This is a genomic window from Spirosoma sp. KNUC1025, assembly GCF_045160025.1.
Taxonomy (GTDB): domain Bacteria; phylum Bacteroidota; class Bacteroidia; order Cytophagales; family Spirosomataceae; genus Spirosoma.
Genome location: NZ_CP087139.1, coordinates 715,317 through 736,245 on the forward strand (window position 1 = coordinate 715,317; position 20,929 = coordinate 736,245).

A 20,929-nucleotide genomic window follows, 5' to 3' on the forward strand; every position below is an offset into this window, starting at 1 on the left:
GCTTGCAACCAGCTGAAACAAAGCTTATTACTTAAACACACCAGCTAAATAACGTACTGAAACATCATTTAAACCATTCTGCGTACATGACATAGTTATTGGCCGTCCGTTCGAAAATTTCGGCCTGTTCGGGCGATACCGCTTTCAGAAAGCGAGCCGGGTTGCCCGCATAAATAGAGCCGGGCGGCACTATTGTATGCTGCGTAACAATAGCACCAGCGGCTATAATAGACCCTTGCCCTACTACGGCGCCATCCATCACAATTGCGCCCATCCCGATCAGTACGTTGTCTTCAAGGGTGCAGCCATGCACTACGGCGTTGTGAGCAATGGAAACGTGATTACCAATTGTGGTTTTGTATCGCTGATACGTACAGTGGATGACTGCCCCATCCTGGATGTTCGTTCGATCGCCAATCGTAATTGCATTGACATCACCCCGAACCACAGCATTGAACCATACCGTACAGTCGCGGCCCATTGTTACGTCGCCAACAATAGTTGCATTATCGGCAAACCAGCAATTTTCACCGAATTGGGGATGAAAACCCCGAACAGATTTAAGTAGTGCCATACCGCAAATATAGATTGTGATCATTTAACGCTACGTTAAAAACAGCGCGGGGCTGATTCAATGAATCAGCCCCGCGCTGTTTTTAATAGTCAATATGTATTACTTCTTGTCAACTTTATCGGCCATTTTTTCGAACCAGTCTCCAATATCATCGGCGGTTTTATTCGCTTCTTTTTTCACTTTATCCCAATCATCCGACGATGAACGTTGTACTTTGATGTACGATTCCCGCAATTGATTCCGCTTATCTTCCAGATCTTTGATTCGATCTTCCCGTTTTTTACGGTCTTTACGGCTTTCGTTTTTTACTTCAGCCTTCGAATCATCAATCTGCTTGTCAAATTTATCCATCTGATCCGAAATCCGGTCTGTCAGGTCACGACGGTCACGATCCAGAGACTGATCCGTTGAGCGGCTGTTATCCCGGTTATCATTCCGATCATTCTGGTTGTTATCCCGGTTATTAGAGCTATTTCGGTTATCACGATCTGAATCGCTATTCCGACGATTGTCGCGGTCATCCGTTTGGCGGTCGTTATTCCGGTCTGACATATTGTTCCGATCCCGATCATCCATCTGCCGATTGTTACGGTCCGACATACTGTTACGGTCGCGATCCCGATCATCCACCTGGCGGTTATTCCGGTCATCATACCGTTGATTATCGCGGTTATCGTTGCGATCATTGTACGAATAGCGGCTATCCCGGTTGTCGTAATTCGAGTCCCGGTTGTTCATTGACCGATCATCGTTCCGGTCGTTATAAGAATACCGGTCATTGTTTCGATTGTCGTCGCGGTCGCTGTTAGAATACCGATCATAATTCCGCCGGTCATTGTAGCGATTATCATAATCTGACCGGTTATCGGATGAATTTCGGCCGTTGTATGAGCGGTCGTTGTAGCGATCATTGTATGAATAGCGATCACGGTTGGAATCCCGACGGTTATCGTACTGATCCTCATAGCGATCACTGTACGAATTCCGGCTGTCATTATCGCGGTTATTATACCGATTGTTGTATGAATCGCTGCCCGACATACGGCTCGACCGATTGTCGTAATCACGGTCGTCGGATGACCGATAGGAATTACTATACGGATTTCGATACGTGCTGTATGAATCATCCCGCGAGCTATTGCTGCTTACTCTCCGGTCATCCCGGTTCCGGTTATTCCGACTGAACAAGCCCCGGTCATTCTCATCATTATCATCGTTGTAGCGATCACGCGAATCGCGGCTATCACGTGACGAACTGGCTCTATCCCGTTGCACCATATCCTGGCGGCTATTCTGCGAATCGCCATAAAGCCACTTCTCAGTTGCCGCGCAGGACGATAACCCTATTGTAGCGGCCAGAAAAGCTCCCACGACCCATATTTTCCTTTTCATAACGCTGTATCATTAAGTAATAACATTGAGAAAACAAATCAAAAATATACGTATGTACATTTTGATCAGTATAACCATTGATGCAGGCCAAATGTTGACATTTTGAGCTATTATCGACTCTCATCCGAATGTTAGTACGTAAGATAGCAGGCCCTTACCGGACCATTACGGTACCCGCACCATGATAACTTCTGTACTCAGCGTTGTACATGGCATCGGCCGAAACGGGCCCTACCAAAAAGCGACCTTTCGAGACAGCCCGGGCCAGGTAATAGAACGTCTGCTGAGTACCTGAAGCGGTTGTGTAAAAATTAATTCGGTCGTCGCGCAGATCGAAATGCTCCGGTGTAGATGGGTTTTTAATCCAGGTCATATCGCGCGGTTCAGTTAACCGTGGATTTTCAACTTCGAGGCCGGCCGGAAGCAAATCCGTCACTACTACATTCTCAACATTCAGGCCATTGGTACTGGTCAGCGTGATTTTCACTACGACTAAATCGTTCTGCCGGATTTCATTGACTGGCTGACCATCGCGCGTCAGATACTCCCGTCGTACCCGCAGTCCATTATCTTCCTCCGGAATTTTACCAGTGACTGGAACGCCCTCTACCTGAGCAAAATAATACGCATTACCTGTGCCATTAACCTGTAAGTTCAATGGTACGTTGGTTGGAACACGCTTCAGATTTAGCAGGGCATTATTCATGGTACCCAGCAATTTTCCATTTGCCGATAACGTAGCAGTTGCCGTACTGCTTGCCGTTTGTCTTGCCAGCCTACCAAGCGCCAAAAATGAGAAAGCGGCCTCTTGTGTATTGATATAATTGCTCTGTTTTAGCGCACTGGCAAGTTGACGAGCCAGCGTAGGAATTTGCAGGTTATCCCGATCCGTGTCAACCAGGGCGTCGAGCACGAGGGCCAGATTACGTAATGGCGAAGCATAACTACCGCCTGTTTGTCGTCCAGTGGTGTTATCGGCAAATTGCTTTGGCAACAGCGCCGTAAAACTGCGCGTATCGCCTACCCGGAAGAAGGCCGTGGCCAGCAGGTATCGGCTGTCGGGGGTTAACAGAGCCGCATTTTGTTTGTAATAATTCATGGCCGACCGGTTAGGCTTGCCCGCTACAGCCAGTACGTAAAGCGAGTAAATGCTCATGCGGCTCGCTACTTTTCGCGATGTTCGCCCGCCAGCTTCATCAAACGTAACGTCATTTTCAGTAGCCGGATTATTTGTAAAACTGGTCAGGAAATCAACGGCCGAACTCAACACCGACGGACGAACCTCATAACCTGCCTCCTGCGCTTCGGTCAGGAAATGTACCGCATAGGCTGTTGCCCACTCGTCGACGTCTGGCCGACCGGTTCGGGAATTTGCTGCTGACGTAGCAACGCCCGGCCACATCGTAAACCCGCCATTCTGTACCTGTAAGCCTTCAACGGTCTGGATAGCCTGTCGAACATTGGTGGCGGGATTCAGATCGCTGTCGCCTGCTCGGACGAAGTACGTATTGCCCGACAATTGTTTGGCCAGATCGGCGAAATAAATTTGCGGGAACGCTTTGGATATGGTTTGTTCGATGCATCCGTGCGGGTAGCCCAGCAGGTACGACAGTTCGCGTCCATACTGCGCCACGGGCGACCGACTTAACGTAACACTGGCGCGTCCTGTACCGGGCAGAAAATTAGTGGCCAGTGGCAGGGTCTGCGATTTCCCACCAGCCACCGCCCCTGATAATGTGATTTTTTGTAGAGAAGCTGCGGGCCGAACCGTTATGTCCGTCTTTTCGGTAAATGTTTCGTTCAGACCTTTCACCGTCACCAGAATAGACCCTGCCCCGATGGCTTGTTTCGCCGAAATATGAAACATAGCTCGGCTTTCCCGCCCTGGCTGTATAGTAAGCGTCTGCGTAGCTAAACTGTCTGCCAGTAACGGACCTGTCAGATTCAACTGGGCTGTTACAGTCGCGGGCTGCTTTGTTGTATTACTCAGGTTAACGGGCAAATCGAGTTTGTCGCCGGGGGTTAGAAAACGCGGTACACCAGCACTGATAACAATTGGATCAGCCACTTTCATATTAGTATTGGCCGACCCAAACGCATTGTCTTTATAAGCAACAGCCATAACCCGCAGATCACCCGAAAACTGTGGAATGTCTACAGAAAATTCCGCTTCTCCGTCAGAACCCGCATTTAAGATGCCACTCCAGAGTGCCACTAAGCGTACCCGACCATTACTTAATGGATTCACCCGCCTTTCCAGGTCATAGCCATCTCCCCCTGTGCTCGATACTGACTTTAATGATAATTCGGGATAAAGTAGTGCGTATAAATCGTGGCTGCCCACCTCAAGCGCGCGCTTCTGATAGAAAAAGCCATGAGGATCAGGCGTTTTAAAATTTTTGAGCTGTAAAATTCCCTCGTCCACTACGGCCACCGTAACCTGAGCGTTACCTGCCGTTTTCACCCGAATCGTCTGTTTGGTTTTTGAGCGCGACTGGGCCACGGCAGTTATGATAACCGGGAGCTTGGTATCGGTATCCTGCACCAACACAGGCACAAACCCGTGTGCTACCGTCAATGGCAGATTCGTATTGTCGATAGCGCGGATAAGCGTGGCTGTTATGTAAACGTTTGGTAAATGCTTGCTGCCTACTGAAAAGCTCCACTCAGCAGATTTGTTATCTGTTGTCATCCAGTGGTGTTCCAACACATGGTTACGCTCGACTGTCAGGAGCAGTTTGCCATCAAAAGGCGCCTTTATCAATACGTTGACTTTATCACCAGCCTGGTACGCTGGCTTGTTGAGCGTCATCAGGACCTGACCTTCCTGGCTGACTTCAAACGAAGAAGCAGACGTACTACCATAACCGTACGCATAAAAACCCGTTGCCGCATAGCCCGTTGCACCCGGTCGGCGAACACGTATTTCGTACTCACCCGAAACGGTCGGAACGTAGCGGATGCCTGCTTTTCCACCTTTAAACAGCAATGTGTTCGAATACACTGATTTTTCGCGTCGTTTGGTAGTGTATTTAATCTGATCGCCCCCTTCGCTCCGTTTTTCTATAACGGTCTGATAGTCATAGCGAACCACTTCTAGCTGGGCTGAGGCCGAAGTACGTAATGCACCTGCCGGATCGAGTGCAAGCAAGTCCGCTGCAACGGGGGCGTTTGTGGCTACGTAACGGTCCGGCAAACGGATACCGAAAAAGGTTTCCTGCGTGAGCACATCGAATCGGCGTAACCGGTTGACAGGGCGGCCATTTTCATCGAACACAGTCACAAAAAGCTTCGCTTCCAGCAGACCAATATCCTGGTAAAGCGCTGAAATCGGGAATCGTTCGGTTGCCTGTCCGTTGGCGTTTGTACGGCCCTGGCGAAGTTCTTTCGGAAACGCATCGATCTGTTTTCCGGCTTCATTCTTATCCTGGCCCGTCGGTATTGTAAAGTCATAGTCGCCGAACCCTTTTGGGGCAAAGACTTTTCGCTTTAGCTGAAGCTCCATTTCATAAGCCCGGTCGGAAGCGGGTGGACCGAACAGATTTAGGGCCGTTGCCGAGAGGGTAATTGTCTGACCTGATTTGTAGCTTGTTTTATCCGTTAATACGTCGACCTTAATGCGGTCAGGAATAAACTCTTCAACGCTGATTGTCTGGGAAGTCAGCAATACGTTATTGGCATTCAGCACTTCAACGGTATAGCTCCCGGTTACGGCCGCCGGGTTGAGTAGCACATCGGTTGCAACGGCTCCCTGCACGTTGGTCGTTTTCCGGAATACCCGAAACTCGCGCCCGTTGGGGGTCAGCACCCGGATAAGCACCGGAATTTCGCCAACACTTTGCCATCCCGATGAACGAATAACCGTGTTGAAATGAATGGTTTCTCCGGGCCGATAAATATCACGGTCCCCATATACGAACGCGTCGAAACCCGACGCGTTATCACGTTTACCTTCTACCTCAAAACGCGACGTTTCCACCTGCGTATCGGGCAAAAACAGAAAGTTGAAGTCATCACTGGTGCGGGCGGTAATGAGCGCAATCTTGAACCCCGGCGCTTTTTCCGGTACGTTATCAAACTTTGCAAAACCACTTCCGTCGGTTTTCAGCGTATAAACGGATTGATTGTTGCTGCTCACCAGCGTGATGTCAACATCCTGCAAGGGTTCAGCTGTACGAATCGAATTGGCCCAGACCAGTACGTCATTTTTTGTCTGGCGGGTCACCAATCCAATATCCGATACCGAAACCAGCTGATTTGCCTGTAAATACGCTTCGTCTTTTGAATCGACGGAAACCAGGTAAACCCCACGCAGCGGGTGTTCATGAAAACTGGAGTGCTGATCAGGCAACGCCAGATTCAGCGCCGACACACCCTTCACTTTCGGCAGATCAGCGGTTTCAACGGTTTTGTTAACCAATACGTCGCTCAGATCATTGGATTCGTCGCTCCCATAATTGAACATTCCCGAAGGTGCCCATTCACCACTGGCATTTTCCCGGTATTCTTCGTAACGGTTCGAACGTAGGTAGTTCAGTATATTATTCTCATACACCCGGGCAATTTTGATCTGCACTTTTGGCACATTGACAATCTTCAATCCTACGTTTCGAGCGCCTTTTGAAGACAGATACAGGGCTTTTTTAGTGGCAAACTGAATACTGGCGGGCATTTTCCCAAAAAACAGATCCCGCGAAACCGGCTCCTCCAGGTTAGTGCCCAGTACGCCCCGAATCTGATCGGTTAGCGTGATAACATACGTATCTGTCTCGTTAAAATCCCCCCGAACAACAAAGCCATTTTCGGTTAATTCAGCTGTGGTTTCAACCGCGGGCTGAATGGTATAGTACGTTTTTAATTCGGCTGGTTGCAATTCCTGTGTTGTGATAATTCGTACTACGCCCCGGTTGTTTTCAAAACTTGTTTGTACATCGGCGACATCAATTTTATAGCGCGATGGTAACGTACTGGTTTCTTCAATAACCTCTTTGCTCACATAGGCAGTGTTGGGGACCTTCAACCCTTCACCGATTTTCACTGTCAGCGGTTGCTCATTTTTAAGGGCAGGCGCGTTCGGAAGCGTCAGTGTCACTACGTTCTGCGCGTCACTTGATGACGCTTGTGCCGTGAGGGATTTTTCATCTGCCGAAATAGTCAGCTTCCCCGTAACCTCCGCCGACGAAACTGGATAGTTAAAATTTAGGCGGCTTTTGGCCACAGGTTGCCCCGTTTCGCGCGACCGGGTCCACCAGTCTTCTACACTGGTTAACTGCAAATAAGGCGTATGAAACGGGATAGCCTCGTCCGATAGTTTCAAGTCTTTATTATCCGACCGCTTCAGCAGATCGTCGGTTAATTCAGCCCGGTAGTCCGTAGCCGGATCGAAAGCACGAGCGGGGGAGAAAACCAGTTCATTCGGTGCCGTCCACCTAAATTTCCCATGTACTGCCGGAATAAACCGAACGTATTGCGTTGAATCCCACTCGTTCAGCTGGCTGGCCGGGCCAACGTTTTTGTTAAACGTAAACGTCAGATTCTGCGTCTGTTGTACCTCCTCGTCGAAATTACGGCCAATGACCGATACCTCGTTGAACGACAGTCGGGAACACTGAAAAAGGAGGAGCGGAAGCAGCGAAAAAAGGAGAATTGTGCGGGTTCGCATAAGGTTCAAGGTGGGAAGCCGATTAGTTACGGGAAAAGCCTGCTAAGATTGTGCAGAAGGCTGGAATTCTAATGAACGACTTACTGAACGGTTACTGTCGCAAGGGTGTGAACTGTACGTTGACAATTTTCCAGGAGCCCGACTGCTTGGCGCACAGCACCGAAAACGTAACGGTCGTGTCAAACCCTTGTCCCTGAACGTTTCCTTTTGCTTTCCAGTTGCCCGTCATCACCGCCGAATCATTGTTATACTGACGCGTTTGCGTATTCGAAACCGTTGCCGTTTCAACTACAACATAGCCCCCTGCCACACCCTGCGTTAGCAAATCGCCATTCACAGTATTTCCATCGTAACTGATCATGCTAAAATCACTGGCAACCAGTTTTCCCAACGTAGTACCATCCTCATCCAGTAATGATTTAAAGAAGGCGTTGCCAAGAGCCGTCGGGTCCTGAGAAGGGTCAGTAGTTTGCTGAGCGAAACCGGTTGTTGAAAATACGAAAGCTACAAGGCACGCGAAGACATAGTTCATAACCTGAAGGATTGATTTTACAAAGGAAAAATGTGGACTATTTATGGAAAATCAAAATGTAGCCTTCTCACTCGTTGCGAACAATAATCCGAATGTCACGGCTTCGTCCTTTATCGTCGGCACAGGAAATTTTCAACGTACCGGGTCGCGGTCTGAAAAACACCGCGTCGGTTGCCTTCGCCTGTCTGTACAGTTTGTCATTCAAAAACCAGAATACAGTCCTGACGTCGTTGGTTGCATGGCAGGCTAACTGCAACTCGGTAGCCTGCTTTGGATTAACGTAGTACTCACTGCCATCATTCAGGCTGGTTATCGTGGGTGCTTCCTGATCGCCAAATACGCGTTCACAATTGGGGTTATGCGGAGGTATGGTCTCAACCGGAATATGGCGACTCTGATAAAATGCAGCTAACTCGGGCGATACGTTTGGAAAGGACCGACGCACGGCTCCGCTATCGGGCTGGCAATGCGCACAGTATGAGATTGTTCCAGCCGCATTTGTGAAAACACCCTTCCGATGCTGACACCGGCGGTATTTCGATACTCCCATAATACAATAGTCTGTCACGGGTTTAGTACAGAATTCCCCCGGAATATCCCCCGTTTCGGGACAGATGAGCCGCATGGAAAGTTTTGTATCGCCCTTTGGTCTTTGAAACCATCCGGTAGAGGAGTTATAATCGAGTACGTTGAAAAGCTGAAAAAGTAAGGGCGTAGCCGTATTGGCGCCACTCAGCTCAGCGACACCAATACCCGAAAAATTTCCGACCCACACGCCAACGGTATATCGCTGATTGTAGCCAATACTCCAGGCATCGCGCCGACCATACGAGGTTCCTGTTTTCCAGGCAATTCGAGGAAGGTGATAGCTATTGTCGAAATTATTGGGCAGGTCGGGGCGAGTGATTTGAGTGAGCGTATGCGTGACGAGGTAAGCCGCTTCCGGCGAAAGAATATTCACGCTCTGGACGTACCCCCTTTTGCCGGAATCGGCTGGTGCGCTAAAATGCAGCGGCTCCAGTTGGCCGCCGTTTGCAATGCCTGAATACAATCGGGTTATTTCTTCAAGCGTAACACCGCAGCCGCCCAGAATCATGGATAATCCTAATTCTTTTGCCTGCTTTTTTACAGATGAAAACCCCGCTTTCCGCAAGGCTGTTATAAAAGTCGGTGTACCAATTTCTTTCAATAAAGCTACCGCCGGAATGTTGAGCGAGTTCGCCAGGGCAAATTCTGCCGTTACCGGGCCATTGAACCGACGGTCATAGTTATCTGGCTCATAACCATTGAAGTTGATCGGTACGTCGTTAATCTTTGACCGGGGCGTTACAAGGCCAGCGTCGAAAGCCAGACCATACAGCAACGGTTTTAACGCACTCCCCGGCGACCGAACGGCGCGAACACCATCTACCTGTCCGCCATCAAACGTATTGCCAAAATCAGCCGAGCCAACGTAAGCAACAACCTCGTGCGATTGGTTATCCACAACCAGTACAGCAGCATTGTGGATGTTGTAAGCCCGAACCCGATTGATATAATGCTGCACCAGCCGCTCAGTAGTAGCCTGAACAGCAGGATTGAGCATAGAGCGAATAATCGGCTGATCCGGGTTTTCGGTACGTAGTCGACGCGACAGATGTGGAGCCAATTGCGGAGCCGTTCGCCGATACGCAACCAGTGGTTCATCCAGAGCATCGGTAATAGTGCTTTCATCAAACAGCCGACTGGTCCGGAAGCGATTCAGCCACCGGTTACGTTCCCGCCCAACCAGCGCGTTCTGTACGCCTAGTTGCAGACTCGACGGACGATTGGGTATGATGGTTAGCGTTGTCAGTTCGGCCAGGCTCAATAACGTAGGCGGCTTTCCAAAATAAAGCAGTGAGGCCGATTTTAGCCCTTCAATGTTACTCCCGTAGGGAATCAGGTTCAGATACAGTTGTAGAATTTCATCTTTTGAAAAATGCACCTCCAGTTGAACCGCCCGAAAGAGCTCGATCAGCTTACTCCCATAGGTGCGCTCGCGGGGTTCAAGCAACCGAACAGTCTGCATGGTAATGGTTGATGCGCCGGATGTTCGTTTGCCCGTCAGTACGTTCCGAATGGCCGCCCGAATCATCGCAACCGGATTAAAACCAGGATGGTACCAGAAATATTTATCTTCTTTAAACAGAATAGCTTCGCGAAGCGCGGGAGTGATTTCGGATAACTCCACATACATGCGCCATTTATCGTCATGACTCAAAAACGCGTGTAAAACAGAGCCATCCCGAGCGGTTATGATGGTCGAATACGGTACGTTTGTTTGAACGGGGAACGAAAAATCCAGCGTAAAAAAAATCAATAAAGCCACGGCAACGGTTTTCACCAGACGTAGTTTCCAGATTCGTTTGGCGATACCCCAAATGTTTCTCAATATTGATCTGAGCATCACCATAGATTCTGTGACTTCTTTGTGTCGGATAGGGTCAGAACAGCAGTGTGTACAAATGAAAATCCCTTAATCAACAAAACCATACCGGGTTGCCGGTGCAATTTAAACAATGACTATTCAATTTTTCGGAGCAGCCCGTACCGTTACGGGTAGCAAACACTTACTCACTACCGATAGAGGAACCAAAATCCTGCTCGATTGCGGGTTGTTTCAGGGCATTAATACCGACGAGCTTAATCAGCAGTTTGGGTTTGACCCGACCGAAGTCGACTACATGGTACTTTCGCACGCGCATATCGACCACACCGGCTTAATACCCCGACTGGTCCGGCAGGGATTCAAAGGCCCGATTTATACTACGTCGTCTACGATTGATCTCTGTAATGTTATGCTGATGGACAGCGCCCGCATTCAGGAACGGGATCTGGAGCGCGTCAATGAACGACGTACCCGGCGAGGACAGCCCGAACTCGAAGCACTTTATGACGAAAAAGATGTACAGCAGGCACTGGAGCAAATGCGGGCCGTTGACTATAACCATCCGTTTGTGATCTGCGATGAAGCGACCGGACTGCTGACCGATGCCGGGCATCTCTTGGGTAGTGCGGCCGTTAGCCTGACCATTCGGGAAAATGGTGACGAAAAACATCTTTTTTCAGTGGCGACATTGGCCGACCCGACGATAAAATATTACGTTCTCCATCACCTTTCCCTCAGGCCGACTTCATAATTTGTGAATCGACATACGGCGACCGGCTGCATGAGACAGAACCCGACATGAAAGCTCACCTGCTACGTATTGTTCAGCAAACCTGCGTAGAAGGTCGCGGAAAATTATTGATACCCGCCTTCGCCGTCGACCGTACGCAGGAGCTGATTTATGCCCTCGACCAGCTTTCGAGCGAGGGAAAGCTGCCTACCATTCCGGTATACATCGATAGCCCGATGGCCGTACTGGCAACGAACGTAATGCGGGATCATGAGGAAGATTTCAACCCTACCATTCTGGCTTACATAAAAAAAGATGGCGACGCGTTCAACTTCCCGAATCTGCATTATATATCCGAGGTGAATGATTCGAAAGCGATCAACGACAGCCCGGAGCCATGCATTATTATATCGGCTTCCGGTATGGCTGAAGCGGGGCGTATCAAACACCATATTAAAAACAATATCACCAAACCCAATACGACCATTTTGCTGGTTGGCTATGCTTCACCAAGTAGCCTTGGCGGAGCCTTGAAGCGGGGAGATAAAGAAGTGACTATTTTTGGGGAGCGCTATCCGGTTGCAGCCAGGGTCGAGGTAATGGATTCTTTTTCGGCACATGGCGATTATCGGGAAATGCTATCCTTTCTAAGTTGTCAGAACCCGGCTCAGGTAAAGCGCGTCTTTCTCGTTCATGGCGAATACGACAAGCAACTAGTTTGGCAGCAACATTTGCAGGAAGCTGGTTTTCAGCATATCGAGATACCCGAAATGAAGCAGAAGGTAACGTTATAGCTATCGGTTCTTCGTGGTACTCTTGGTGTCAGGTTCTCAAACCTGACACCAAGAGTACCACGATTGAATTTTTGACTGTTGTCGCCCAGGCATAAAAAATCCCCGGTTATTAACCGGGGCTCTATTTAAAACAGGAAAGCTATGTTGTCAGGTAAACCGAATACGTGGCACCCGTGTGAAGCAGCGATTTAATACGACACGATACATTTTACCAAATTGAGCGTAACACCACCGTTTAAGTTGTTTAAGTTCTTTAGGGATGAGCATTTTTATGGCTTTAGTCAATTCTTTTTCGAACAGACCTTTGTCAAAACTCACCTTCTGAAGTATGGTCTTGATATACTCGAGCATAGAGAGCATAGTACGTCATTTTTTGGGTTAAAGAAGTCAATAGGATATCAAAAGAGGCTGGCAGGGTCGTTGTATTACCGTAACGGATCTTCTACTAATTTGTTGCTCAAAAATAACAATGTTTCTTGAAATATTCCGCAAATTCTTTGTACTATATTTCTATACAGCACTAGCTACGTTTGCACAAGTAGTTGATAATTCGTCGGTTATTGAACTAGGTCAAACTGAATTTCCGATTGAACGGCCTTTCACAATTTCTATCATTATTCCTAACAGTGAAACGCGGCCATCCATTACGTTCCCGGATATTACTGGCTTTACGAAAAAAGGAATTCTTACCAGCACAACACAGACCGAAGTAAATGAAAAATCTGTTATAAGTCAAGTAATTACGCAAAGTTATCAGGCTCAGGCACCGGGCACTTTCCGGTTACTGCCCTTTAGTATAGCCATCGATGGAGAAATTGTGTATTCAGAAGGAGCAACTCTCCTTGTCTCCTCCTCTACTCCGGGTGTAGCTTCTGCAAACCCAGCGCTGAACGCATTAAACGTAGTACCCAATGGGGCCGCTTTTCTATCCCTGCGAGCATCGAAGTCTGTCATTTATACGGGCGAGAGCCTGGCCCTGACCTTATCGTTTTTTATTGCCGACAATTACCCGTATGTCCTCAATTTCACAGCACTTGATAAGCAACTACAGGAAATCCTGAAAAAGATTCGACCGGTAAATTCTTGGGAAGAGAGCCTGAACATCAATGAACTAAAACCCACTCAGGTTACAATCGGGAATAAAAAGTTTCGGGAATATCGTATTTACCAATCGGTCTTTTTCCCGCTTTCGAATCAAACGCTACGTTTACCTGCAGTATCCCTTCAACTAACACGTTCACGGCCTGTAATCGGTCCACCCTCAGCTCAGGCTGAAAAGATATTATTTACCAGCAAACCACTTACAATTCTGGTTAAATCATTACCGACACATGCTCTGCGAGGGCGCGTTCCGGTCGGGTTGTTTCGGTTAGAAGAGCGGCTGGAACGGCAACGTATCGGCGTCGGTCAGAGCGGCCGTTATATATTTACTGTTGCCGGTGAAGGCAATATTGCTACGCTGCCCGTTCCGTCCATAATCAACGAAGGCGCTGACATGGACATATTTCCACCCGAAGAACGGCATATTCTCAGCCATATCGGGAATCAGGTGGTTGGCCGGAAGTCATTTACGTATTTTATTGTGCCTCATCAAAATGGTTTACTTCCCCTCAGAAACCGTTTCCAGTGGATTTATTTCAACCCACAATCTGCTCGATACGACACCCTCCGATCACGGCTGCAGTTACAGGTCGGCGGGGCAGCCAAAGCCGACAACGTATCGGCAGTGGCTGGTTCGGCGAATGTGAGTAAAGAAACAGTTTCTACGGAAGCCGCAGGAAATTCGCTTTTTGCCGGGCTTGAAACGATGGACAGCACTCACCAGCCAATCAGTATACCCACCTTAGTAAGGGCCACGGCAAACGTATTGATTGTGATTATGCTGCTGGGAATGCTCGTTGTAGTCGTTAATAAAATCTAAAGCTGCGTTTTGTTTCGCGACGTAACGTATAAAACGCGAAATTTGCGGAATGAGCAGTACATACGGAACACTATTTAAAATCTCTACCTTCGGCGAATCGCATGGGCCAGCCATTGGTGTCGTGATTGATGGGTGCCCCGCCGGGCTTTCGTTCGATACGGATTTTATTCAGCATGAACTGGATCGACGCAAACCAGGTCAGTCCAGAATAACCACCCAGCGACGGGAAGCCGATGAATTTGAGGTATTGTCGGGCGTATTCGAAGGTCGGACGCAGGGGACACCCATTGCGCTGATCATCCGAAATACAGATCAACGCAGTAAAGATTACGGTCATATTGCGGAGCAATTTCGCCCTTCGCACGCCGATTATACATACCAGACCAAATACGGTTCCCGTGACTACCGGGGTGGCGGTCGGTCGTCGGCCCGCGAAACAGCCGCCCGCGTAGCAGCCGGGGCTGTAGCAAAACTGCTGCTGGCCCAGCAGGGTATTCAGATTCAGGCGTATGTCTCTCAGGTTGGTAAACTCAGACTAGAAAAGCCCTATCAGGAGTTGAATTTGGCCCTTGCTGAAGAAAATGCCGTTCGCTGCCCCGATCCGGAAACCGCCGAGCAGATGTTTCAGTACATCGATGAAACCCGTAAAAAGGGCGATTCAATTGGGGGTGTAGTCGATTGTGTAATAACGGCGGTACCTGCTGGCTGGGGTGAACCCGTATTCGATAAACTCCATGCCGAATTGGGGAAGGCGATGCTCAGTATCAACGCAGTAAAAGGATTTGAGTACGGTAGTGGCTTTGCGGGTGCCGAATTATATGGGTCCCAGCATAACGACGAATTTTATACGGATATAGACGGTCGGGTTCGGACAAAAACAAATCTGTCGGGCGGTATTCAGGGAGGCATTAGCAATGGCGAGGACATCTATTTCCGAACCGCCTTCAAACCGGTTGCTACGATCATGCAGGATCAGGACAGTGTCGATATACACGGGCAGCCCGTAACGGTTTCCGGTAAAGGGCGCCATGACCCCTGCGTAGTGCCCCGCGCTGTACCGATTGTCGAAGCGATGGCCGCGCTGGTATTAGCTGATATGTATCTGCGGAATAAGGTATCGCAGGTTGAAAAGAAAGCCGCTGTGGTTATTTAGCTACGTAGCGAACTGTTCAAATCTGTACTCATACAATTTTAGGCTTACCTTGATCCTACGCTATTTCTACCGCCGTTTGTGTAGTCACAAACGGCTTTTTTACAGCTTCGTGGGCTTATTTGCCACCCTGATGGCTCAGGCGCAAAATCGCTATGCTTTTCACCGGGGCCTGATGGGGACGCAGTTTAACGTAATCTTTTATGCGTCGGACAGTCTCATTGCCCAGCGTGCTAACACAGCTGTTTCGGCTCGAATGGATTCACTGAATCAGATTATGAGCGATTATCTGGATGGTTCAGAAATCAATCGGCTATCGGCAACGGCGGGTTCTGGCAAATGGGTCGTCGTCTCCGCTGACTTATTTGACGTACTGCAAAAGGCGCAGACCATCGCCCGACTTTCGAATGGACGCTTTGACCCTACGGTTGGCTCCCTTTCTCTTCTCTGGCGACGAGCGGTTCGCCGGAAAGAGTTCCCCTCAGCGAAAGAACGCCGACAGGCAAGGCGCGCGGTAGGCTATCGATTGATGGAGCTGGATAGTACAACTCGTTCAGTACGTTTACGAAAGGCAGGCATGCGGCTGGATGTTGGCGGCATAGGCCAGGGATTTGCCGTCGATGAGGCATTACGCGTATTGAACCGATTCGGTATTGCCTCAGCCCTTATCGACATTGGTGGCGATATACTCGTCGGAGATGCCCCACCTGGCTCGTCTGGCTGGCGAGTACGTATCGATACAGGCCAGTCAGCTGATGCAGACACATCAACCATTCTGATCAGGAACGCAGCCATTACAACCTCCGGTGATACGTATCGTTTTCTGGAATATCATGGACTCCGCTATTCGCATATCATGAATCCACGGTCTGGTTTAGGGATGCGGCATTTTGTACAGGCAACTGTTCTGGCCCCCGATGGCTACCGCGCCGATGCTCTGACCAAAGTTTTTAGCGTAGCGGGTAGCCGCCAGAGTCGCCACTTAATCAGTCGTTTTCCGGGCATCAAACTTCTCATTCTGGAAAACAAACGGGGACGACTGCGCAAATGGCAGTCGTCCCCGTTTTCATCCTAGAAACTACCTGGTTATGCTTAAACCGTTATGGTTTTTCCCGGCACCGCAATCGGGTAGAGACCGTCTTTGTCGGGCAGGCTCTTCGGCATGGCATCCCAGGCCAGTGTCGTTGGGAATAGGTCGATCTGTGAATTGAGGGCTTCATCCCACTTCACAACTTTGCCCGAATATGTAGCCATACGACCCATAATGGCCGTCATCGTACTTTTCGCTACGCGTTCGGCATCCCAAAATTTATATTGTCCTTTGGCAATGGCATCGAATAATTCATCGTGTTCAATCTGGTACGGGTTGCCATCTGCTTTTGCATCGTGCGTATAGATAGGCTGGCCATTGTAGCCCATTAAGGCACTGCTCCGCTTTTCCATCCCTTCTACTTTGCCTTTTGTCCCGACGAACATTTCATCTACGCGGCTATACGTCCCTTCGTAATGGCGACACTGGCTGTTAATTGTTGTTCCGTCAGCGTAGACAAAATCGACGATGTGGTGATCGAAAATTTCACCGTAATCTTTTCCCGTACGTACCTGCCGGCCGCCTGTACCCTGGCAGGAAACCGGGTAGCTATTTTTCACCCAGTTCGCTACGTCGATATTGTGAACATGTTGTTCATTGATATGATCGCCACAGAGCCAGTTGAAGTAGTACCAGTTACGCATCTGGTAATCCATTTCGGTTTGATTCGGCTGACGAGGTTTTTGCCAGACTCCCCCGCTAATCCAGTACACCTGTCCACCTACGATATCCCCCAGCGCACCATCATGAATCCGCTTGATCATGTCGCGGTAGCTAGGCTGATAACGACGCTGTAAGCCTACCACTACGTTCAATTTCTTTTTCTTGGCTTCTTCTGCAGCGGCCAGCACCCGACGAACGCCCGGCGCATCGGTAGCTACGGGTTTCTCCATGAAAACCTGCTTACTCTGGCGAACGGCTTCTTCAAAATGGCTCGGCCGGAAACCCGGAGGAGTAGCCAGAATCACTACGTCGGCTAGCGCGATTGCCTGTTTGTACGCATCGAAGCCCACAAACTTATGATCTTCGGGTACATCAACTTTTGGCGAACCATCCGCAGCTTTCAGGCCACGCTCGGTCAACGCTTTATAGGACTGGTCAAGGCGGTCGCGGAAAGCATCAGCCATGGCTACTATCTTGACGTTCTGTTTCGTACTGAGCGCCTGTTGAGCCGCCCCCGTACCCCGTCCACCACAGCCAATCAGGGCAACTTTAATGGTGTCATTCACAGAAAAATGGTAGCCTCCGCCCGGTAGGCTGGCAGCCTTAGCCGCAAACGGCAAACTGCTCAGGATAGCTCCACCTGTGAGAAGGCCAGAATTTTTTAAAAATTCCCGGCGATCCTGATTTGAGTCGTTTTTCATAGTACTATATTTTTCGATGGAGAAAGTTGTCTGATACAGAAGTCTATACGACTAATAATTTACTAATTGCTCAATCAAAATATCTTGGGCTTATTGATTACGGAAATTAAAATGACTTTACAATGACAAGAAAAACTTGTACAAAAAGCAGACTTCTCCGTATGTTTATCGTCAAAGTAATTTAGGAATATTCCTGTTCACATTTTTCTACTTTTTATGAAAAAACTAACTACATATTTCATGTTTTTGGTGGCCTCATTCTACTTATTAGGTTTTACGGCTGTGGCGCAGACACGTGTGGCTGGAAAAGTAATCAGCGAGGCAACCAAAGACGAGCTTACGGGTATCAGCATCGTTGTGAAAGGAAAAGTTATTGGTACGATTACTGATCAGAAAGGCAATTTTTCTTTAACAACAAGCACACCGACACCTTTTACCGTTGCGGTTTCCAGTGTCGGTTTCCAAACGCAGGAATTTGTGATAAATGGCGACCGGACCGATCTGAACGTTAGCTTGAAGGAACAGGCAATTCTCGGACAGGAAGTTGTAGTAGCCGCTTCACGCGTAGAAGAAAGTGTACTGAAATCACCCGTATCGGTCGAGCGATTAGACATCCGCTCTTTTCAATCGACGCCAGCAGCTACGTTCTACGACGCCCTACAGAATATTAAAGGCGTTGATATGAGCACACAAAGCCTAACCTTCAAATCGGTGAATGTGCGCGGATTTGGACAAAATGGCAATACGCGTGTTGTTCAACTGCTTGACGGGATGGACAACCAGGCTCCCGGACTGAATTTCTCGGTAGGAAACATTGCGGGGGTTTCGGAACTGGATCTGGAGAGTGTTGAGCTTTTGCCCGGTGCAGCTTCGGCGCTTTACGGTCCCAATGCAGTCAATGGCTTGCTTCTGATGACCTCAAAAAGTCCGTTTCAGTACCAGGGACTTAGCGCTTACGTAAAAGGGGGCGTTATGAGTGCCAGCAACCGAACAACACAAACAACGCCTTTCTACGATGCCGCGTTTCGATATGCCAAAGCGTTCAACAACCGCTTTGCGTTTAAAGTTGGTGTTTCGTATCTGACAGCCAAAGACTGGCAGGCAACCGATTACCGCGACCAGGGCTTCTCAAACGGATTTAATCTGGAAACAGGCAACCGGGCGAACAACCAGGGATATGACGGTGTCAATATCTACGGGGATGCCAGCGCCAACCTTTATTCGAACCTGTATGGAAATGGACAGCCGGGCGATGGAACGAACGGCACGTCCGCTCTGCTGGGTCTGATTGCTACGACGCCAATTCCACAGGCGGGTAATAAAACGTTGCCGCAGGTTACGGGGCTTAGTCCGCAGCAGATATTCAATAATATCATACCCAATCTGAATATCTCCAGAACAGGCTATCAGGAAAGCGATTTAGTGAATTACAACGCCAGCAATCTGAAGTTAAACGGGGCCTTACATTATCGCCTGAACGATAACCTGGAAGCTATTTTACAGGCAAACTGGGGTACGGGCACAACGGTCTACACAGGGGCCGACCGCTACTATATCAAAGGGTTTAAACTCGGGCAGTACAAACTCGAACTACGTGGAACGAACTTCTTTGTTCGGGCTTATACGACACAGGAACGTTCGGGCGATGCTTATGCCGTGGGTATTCTGGGGCAGGGTATCAACGAAGCCTGGAGCGGTAGCGCAGCCAAATGGTTCCCAACGTATTTTGGTACATATGCACAAACAGCGCTCTTAAGATACGGTGGTGCTTATTTACAGGCTCTTGCCAGCGGACAGACACCTTCCGCAGCTCTAAGTGCAGCACAAACATTCGCCAATAGTCAACAGTCAAACTGGTTGAACGAAGCACGAGCTACAGCTGATCAGGGGCGTTTCCTTCCGGGGACCCCTGAGTTTGAAAAAGCCTTGAATGACGTTGGGGGCAGACCGATTCCCGGCAATGCTCAGGGCGTTGGTGCCCGATTCCTGGACAAAACGAACCTCTATCATGGCGAGTTTATGTACAACTTCAGCAAGCTGATCGATCCGAAAACAGTGGAACTGATTGTTGGCGGCAACGTCCGGCGGTACGCGCTAAATTCAGAAGGTACTCTTTTCGCCCGCGACGAGAATGGCAAGGAGTTTAACATCGATGAATATGGTGCGTATGCTCAGGCATCTAAAACGCTGGTCGACGTACTAAAATTGACAGCATCAGTACGTTATGACAAAAACCAGAACTTCAAGGCGCAGTTTAGCCCCCGCTTTTCGGCAGTGTTGACGCTGAACAAGGTGCACAACATCCGGGCGTCGTTCCAGCAGGGATTCCGCATTCCGACTACGCAGGATCAGTATATTGATCTGAATACGCCATCGTATCGCCTGATAGGCGGATTGCCCTTATTCAAGCAGCGGTATAATTTTAGCGGTAGTCCTGTTTATACACTTCAGTCCGTTCAGGCGTTTGGCGCGGCCTTACAGTCGGGAACGGCGTTGCCACAGGCGGCAGCACTGCTTCAACCCGCTGGCAATTCAGGCTACGATCCCGAGCGTGTTGAGACATACGAGGTTGGTTACAAAGGCCTGATTGGCAATAAGTTATTTATCGACGCTTATTATTACTACAATCAATTCCTGAATTTCCTCGGCACGCAAATCGCTGTTCAGGGCCAGAATCCGGTATCGTTGGCGAATCCCGTTTCAACCCTGCAACTGGTCAGCGCGTCAACCCGTACAGTGTATGCCTATCCGGTCAACTCCCCTACCCGACTGAAAAACGCAGGATGGGCTATCGGATTCGATTATCTATTACCGGCTAACTACACAATCGGGGCCAACGTATCGTCAAACTACCTGATTGATAAAGACAAGATTCCGGCAGGGTTTGTTACGTTCTTTAACACGCCTAAGTATCGGTACAACGTATCGTTTGGCAATCGAAACGTTGGCGGCAGCGGTTTTGGGTTCAACGTAGTGTACCGCGCTCAGGAGTCTTTTTTATGGGAACAAAGTTTTGCCAATCCAGAAGCGACAGGCCGACAGGCAACGGTTATACCGGCTTATGCTACGCTCGATGCGCAGGTTAGCAAGAAACTTTCCGGTATTAAGTCGATCCTGAAAATCGGCGGCACAAACCTGACAGGCAAGCTCTATACCCAAGCCTGGGGCAACCCAAGTGTAGGTTCGATGTATTACGTTAGCCTGACATTTGATCAGCTGATGAACTAATCATTTGCCTATTTCATACCAAAAACCTCGGTACCGTAATGGTAGCCGAGGTTTTTGTTTTATGAATGTTCTACTGATGTCG

11 protein-coding genes and 1 pseudogene are annotated in these 20,929 nt (G+C 49.1%); 5 read left to right on the top strand and 7 right to left on the bottom strand.

Annotation, left to right across the window (positions count from 1 at the left end; translation table 11 throughout):
- Positions 1–64: 64 nt before the first annotated feature.
- The 5 genes from LN737_RS03145 to pbpC all read right to left on the bottom strand — a co-directional run bounded on the left by LN737_RS03145 (position 65) and on the right by pbpC (position 10,588).
- The gene (locus LN737_RS03145; RefSeq protein WP_405516144.1) at positions 65–574 is read right to left on the bottom strand and encodes a gamma carbonic anhydrase family protein; all 510 of its coding nucleotides are present in this window, start codon (positions 572–574) and stop codon (positions 65–67) included.
- 99 nt (positions 575–673) lie between these two features.
- Positions 674–1,966: a hypothetical protein gene (locus tag LN737_RS03150; RefSeq protein ID WP_405516147.1), complete on the bottom strand. Its 1,293-nt coding sequence runs from the start codon at positions 1,964–1,966 to the stop codon at positions 674–676.
- Between the two features lie 154 nt (positions 1,967–2,120).
- Positions 2,121–7,628 (bottom strand): alpha-2-macroglobulin, encoded by a 5,508-nt coding sequence (locus LN737_RS03155; protein ID WP_405516149.1) that lies wholly within the window; start codon positions 7,626–7,628, stop codon positions 2,121–2,123.
- Between the two features lie 91 nt (positions 7,629–7,719).
- On the bottom strand, positions 7,720–8,160 hold the full coding sequence (locus LN737_RS03160; RefSeq protein ID WP_405516151.1) for a nuclear transport factor 2 family protein: 441 nt from the start codon (positions 8,158–8,160) through the stop codon (positions 7,720–7,722).
- 67 nt (positions 8,161–8,227) lie between these two features.
- On the bottom strand, positions 8,228–10,588 hold the full coding sequence (gene pbpC / locus LN737_RS03165; protein WP_405516153.1) for a penicillin-binding protein 1C: 2,361 nt from the start codon (positions 10,586–10,588) through the stop codon (positions 8,228–8,230).
- Positions 10,589–10,700: 112 nt separating this feature from the next.
- On the opposite strand from pbpC, the pseudogene LN737_RS03170 reads away from it, so the two are divergent.
- A pseudogene (locus LN737_RS03170) lies at positions 10,701–12,094 on the top strand (MBL fold metallo-hydrolase RNA specificity domain-containing protein).
- Positions 12,095–12,241: 147 nt separating this feature from the next.
- Here the strand turns inward: LN737_RS03170 and LN737_RS03175 are convergent.
- Positions 12,242–12,454 carry a hypothetical protein gene (locus LN737_RS03175; RefSeq protein WP_405516155.1) on the bottom strand — a complete coding sequence of 71 codons (213 nt, stop codon included), beginning with the start codon at positions 12,452–12,454 and terminating at the stop codon, positions 12,242–12,244.
- 109 nt (positions 12,455–12,563) lie between these two features.
- Here LN737_RS03175 and LN737_RS03180 point away from each other — a divergent pair, with 109 nt between their 5' ends.
- The 3 genes from LN737_RS03180 to LN737_RS03190 all read left to right on the top strand — a co-directional run bounded on the left by LN737_RS03180 (position 12,564) and on the right by LN737_RS03190 (position 16,240).
- Positions 12,564–14,015 (top strand): BatD family protein, encoded by a 1,452-nt coding sequence (locus tag LN737_RS03180; RefSeq protein WP_405516156.1) that lies wholly within the window; start codon positions 12,564–12,566, stop codon positions 14,013–14,015.
- 49 nt (positions 14,016–14,064) lie between these two features.
- Positions 14,065–15,168, top strand: coding sequence for a chorismate synthase (gene aroC, locus LN737_RS03185; protein WP_405516158.1), 1,104 nt, complete (start codon positions 14,065–14,067; stop codon positions 15,166–15,168).
- A 109-nt stretch (positions 15,169–15,277) separates the two neighbouring features.
- A complete protein-coding gene (locus LN737_RS03190) occupies positions 15,278–16,240 on the top strand; it encodes an FAD:protein FMN transferase (protein ID WP_405516159.1) in 963 nt (320 codons plus the stop codon).
- A 17-nt stretch (positions 16,241–16,257) separates the two neighbouring features.
- Here LN737_RS03190 and LN737_RS03195 read toward each other — a convergent pair whose 3' ends face one another.
- Positions 16,258–17,619, bottom strand: a complete 1,362-nt coding sequence (locus tag LN737_RS03195) for a Gfo/Idh/MocA family protein (RefSeq protein ID WP_405516161.1) — start codon at positions 17,617–17,619, stop codon at positions 16,258–16,260.
- A gap of 216 nt (positions 17,620–17,835) precedes the next feature.
- On the opposite strand from LN737_RS03195, the gene LN737_RS03200 reads away from it, so the two are divergent.
- Complete coding sequence (locus tag LN737_RS03200) at positions 17,836–20,847, top strand: TonB-dependent receptor (protein ID WP_405516162.1); 3,012 nt, start codon at positions 17,836–17,838, stop codon at positions 20,845–20,847.
- Positions 20,848–20,929 lie beyond the last annotated feature (82 nt).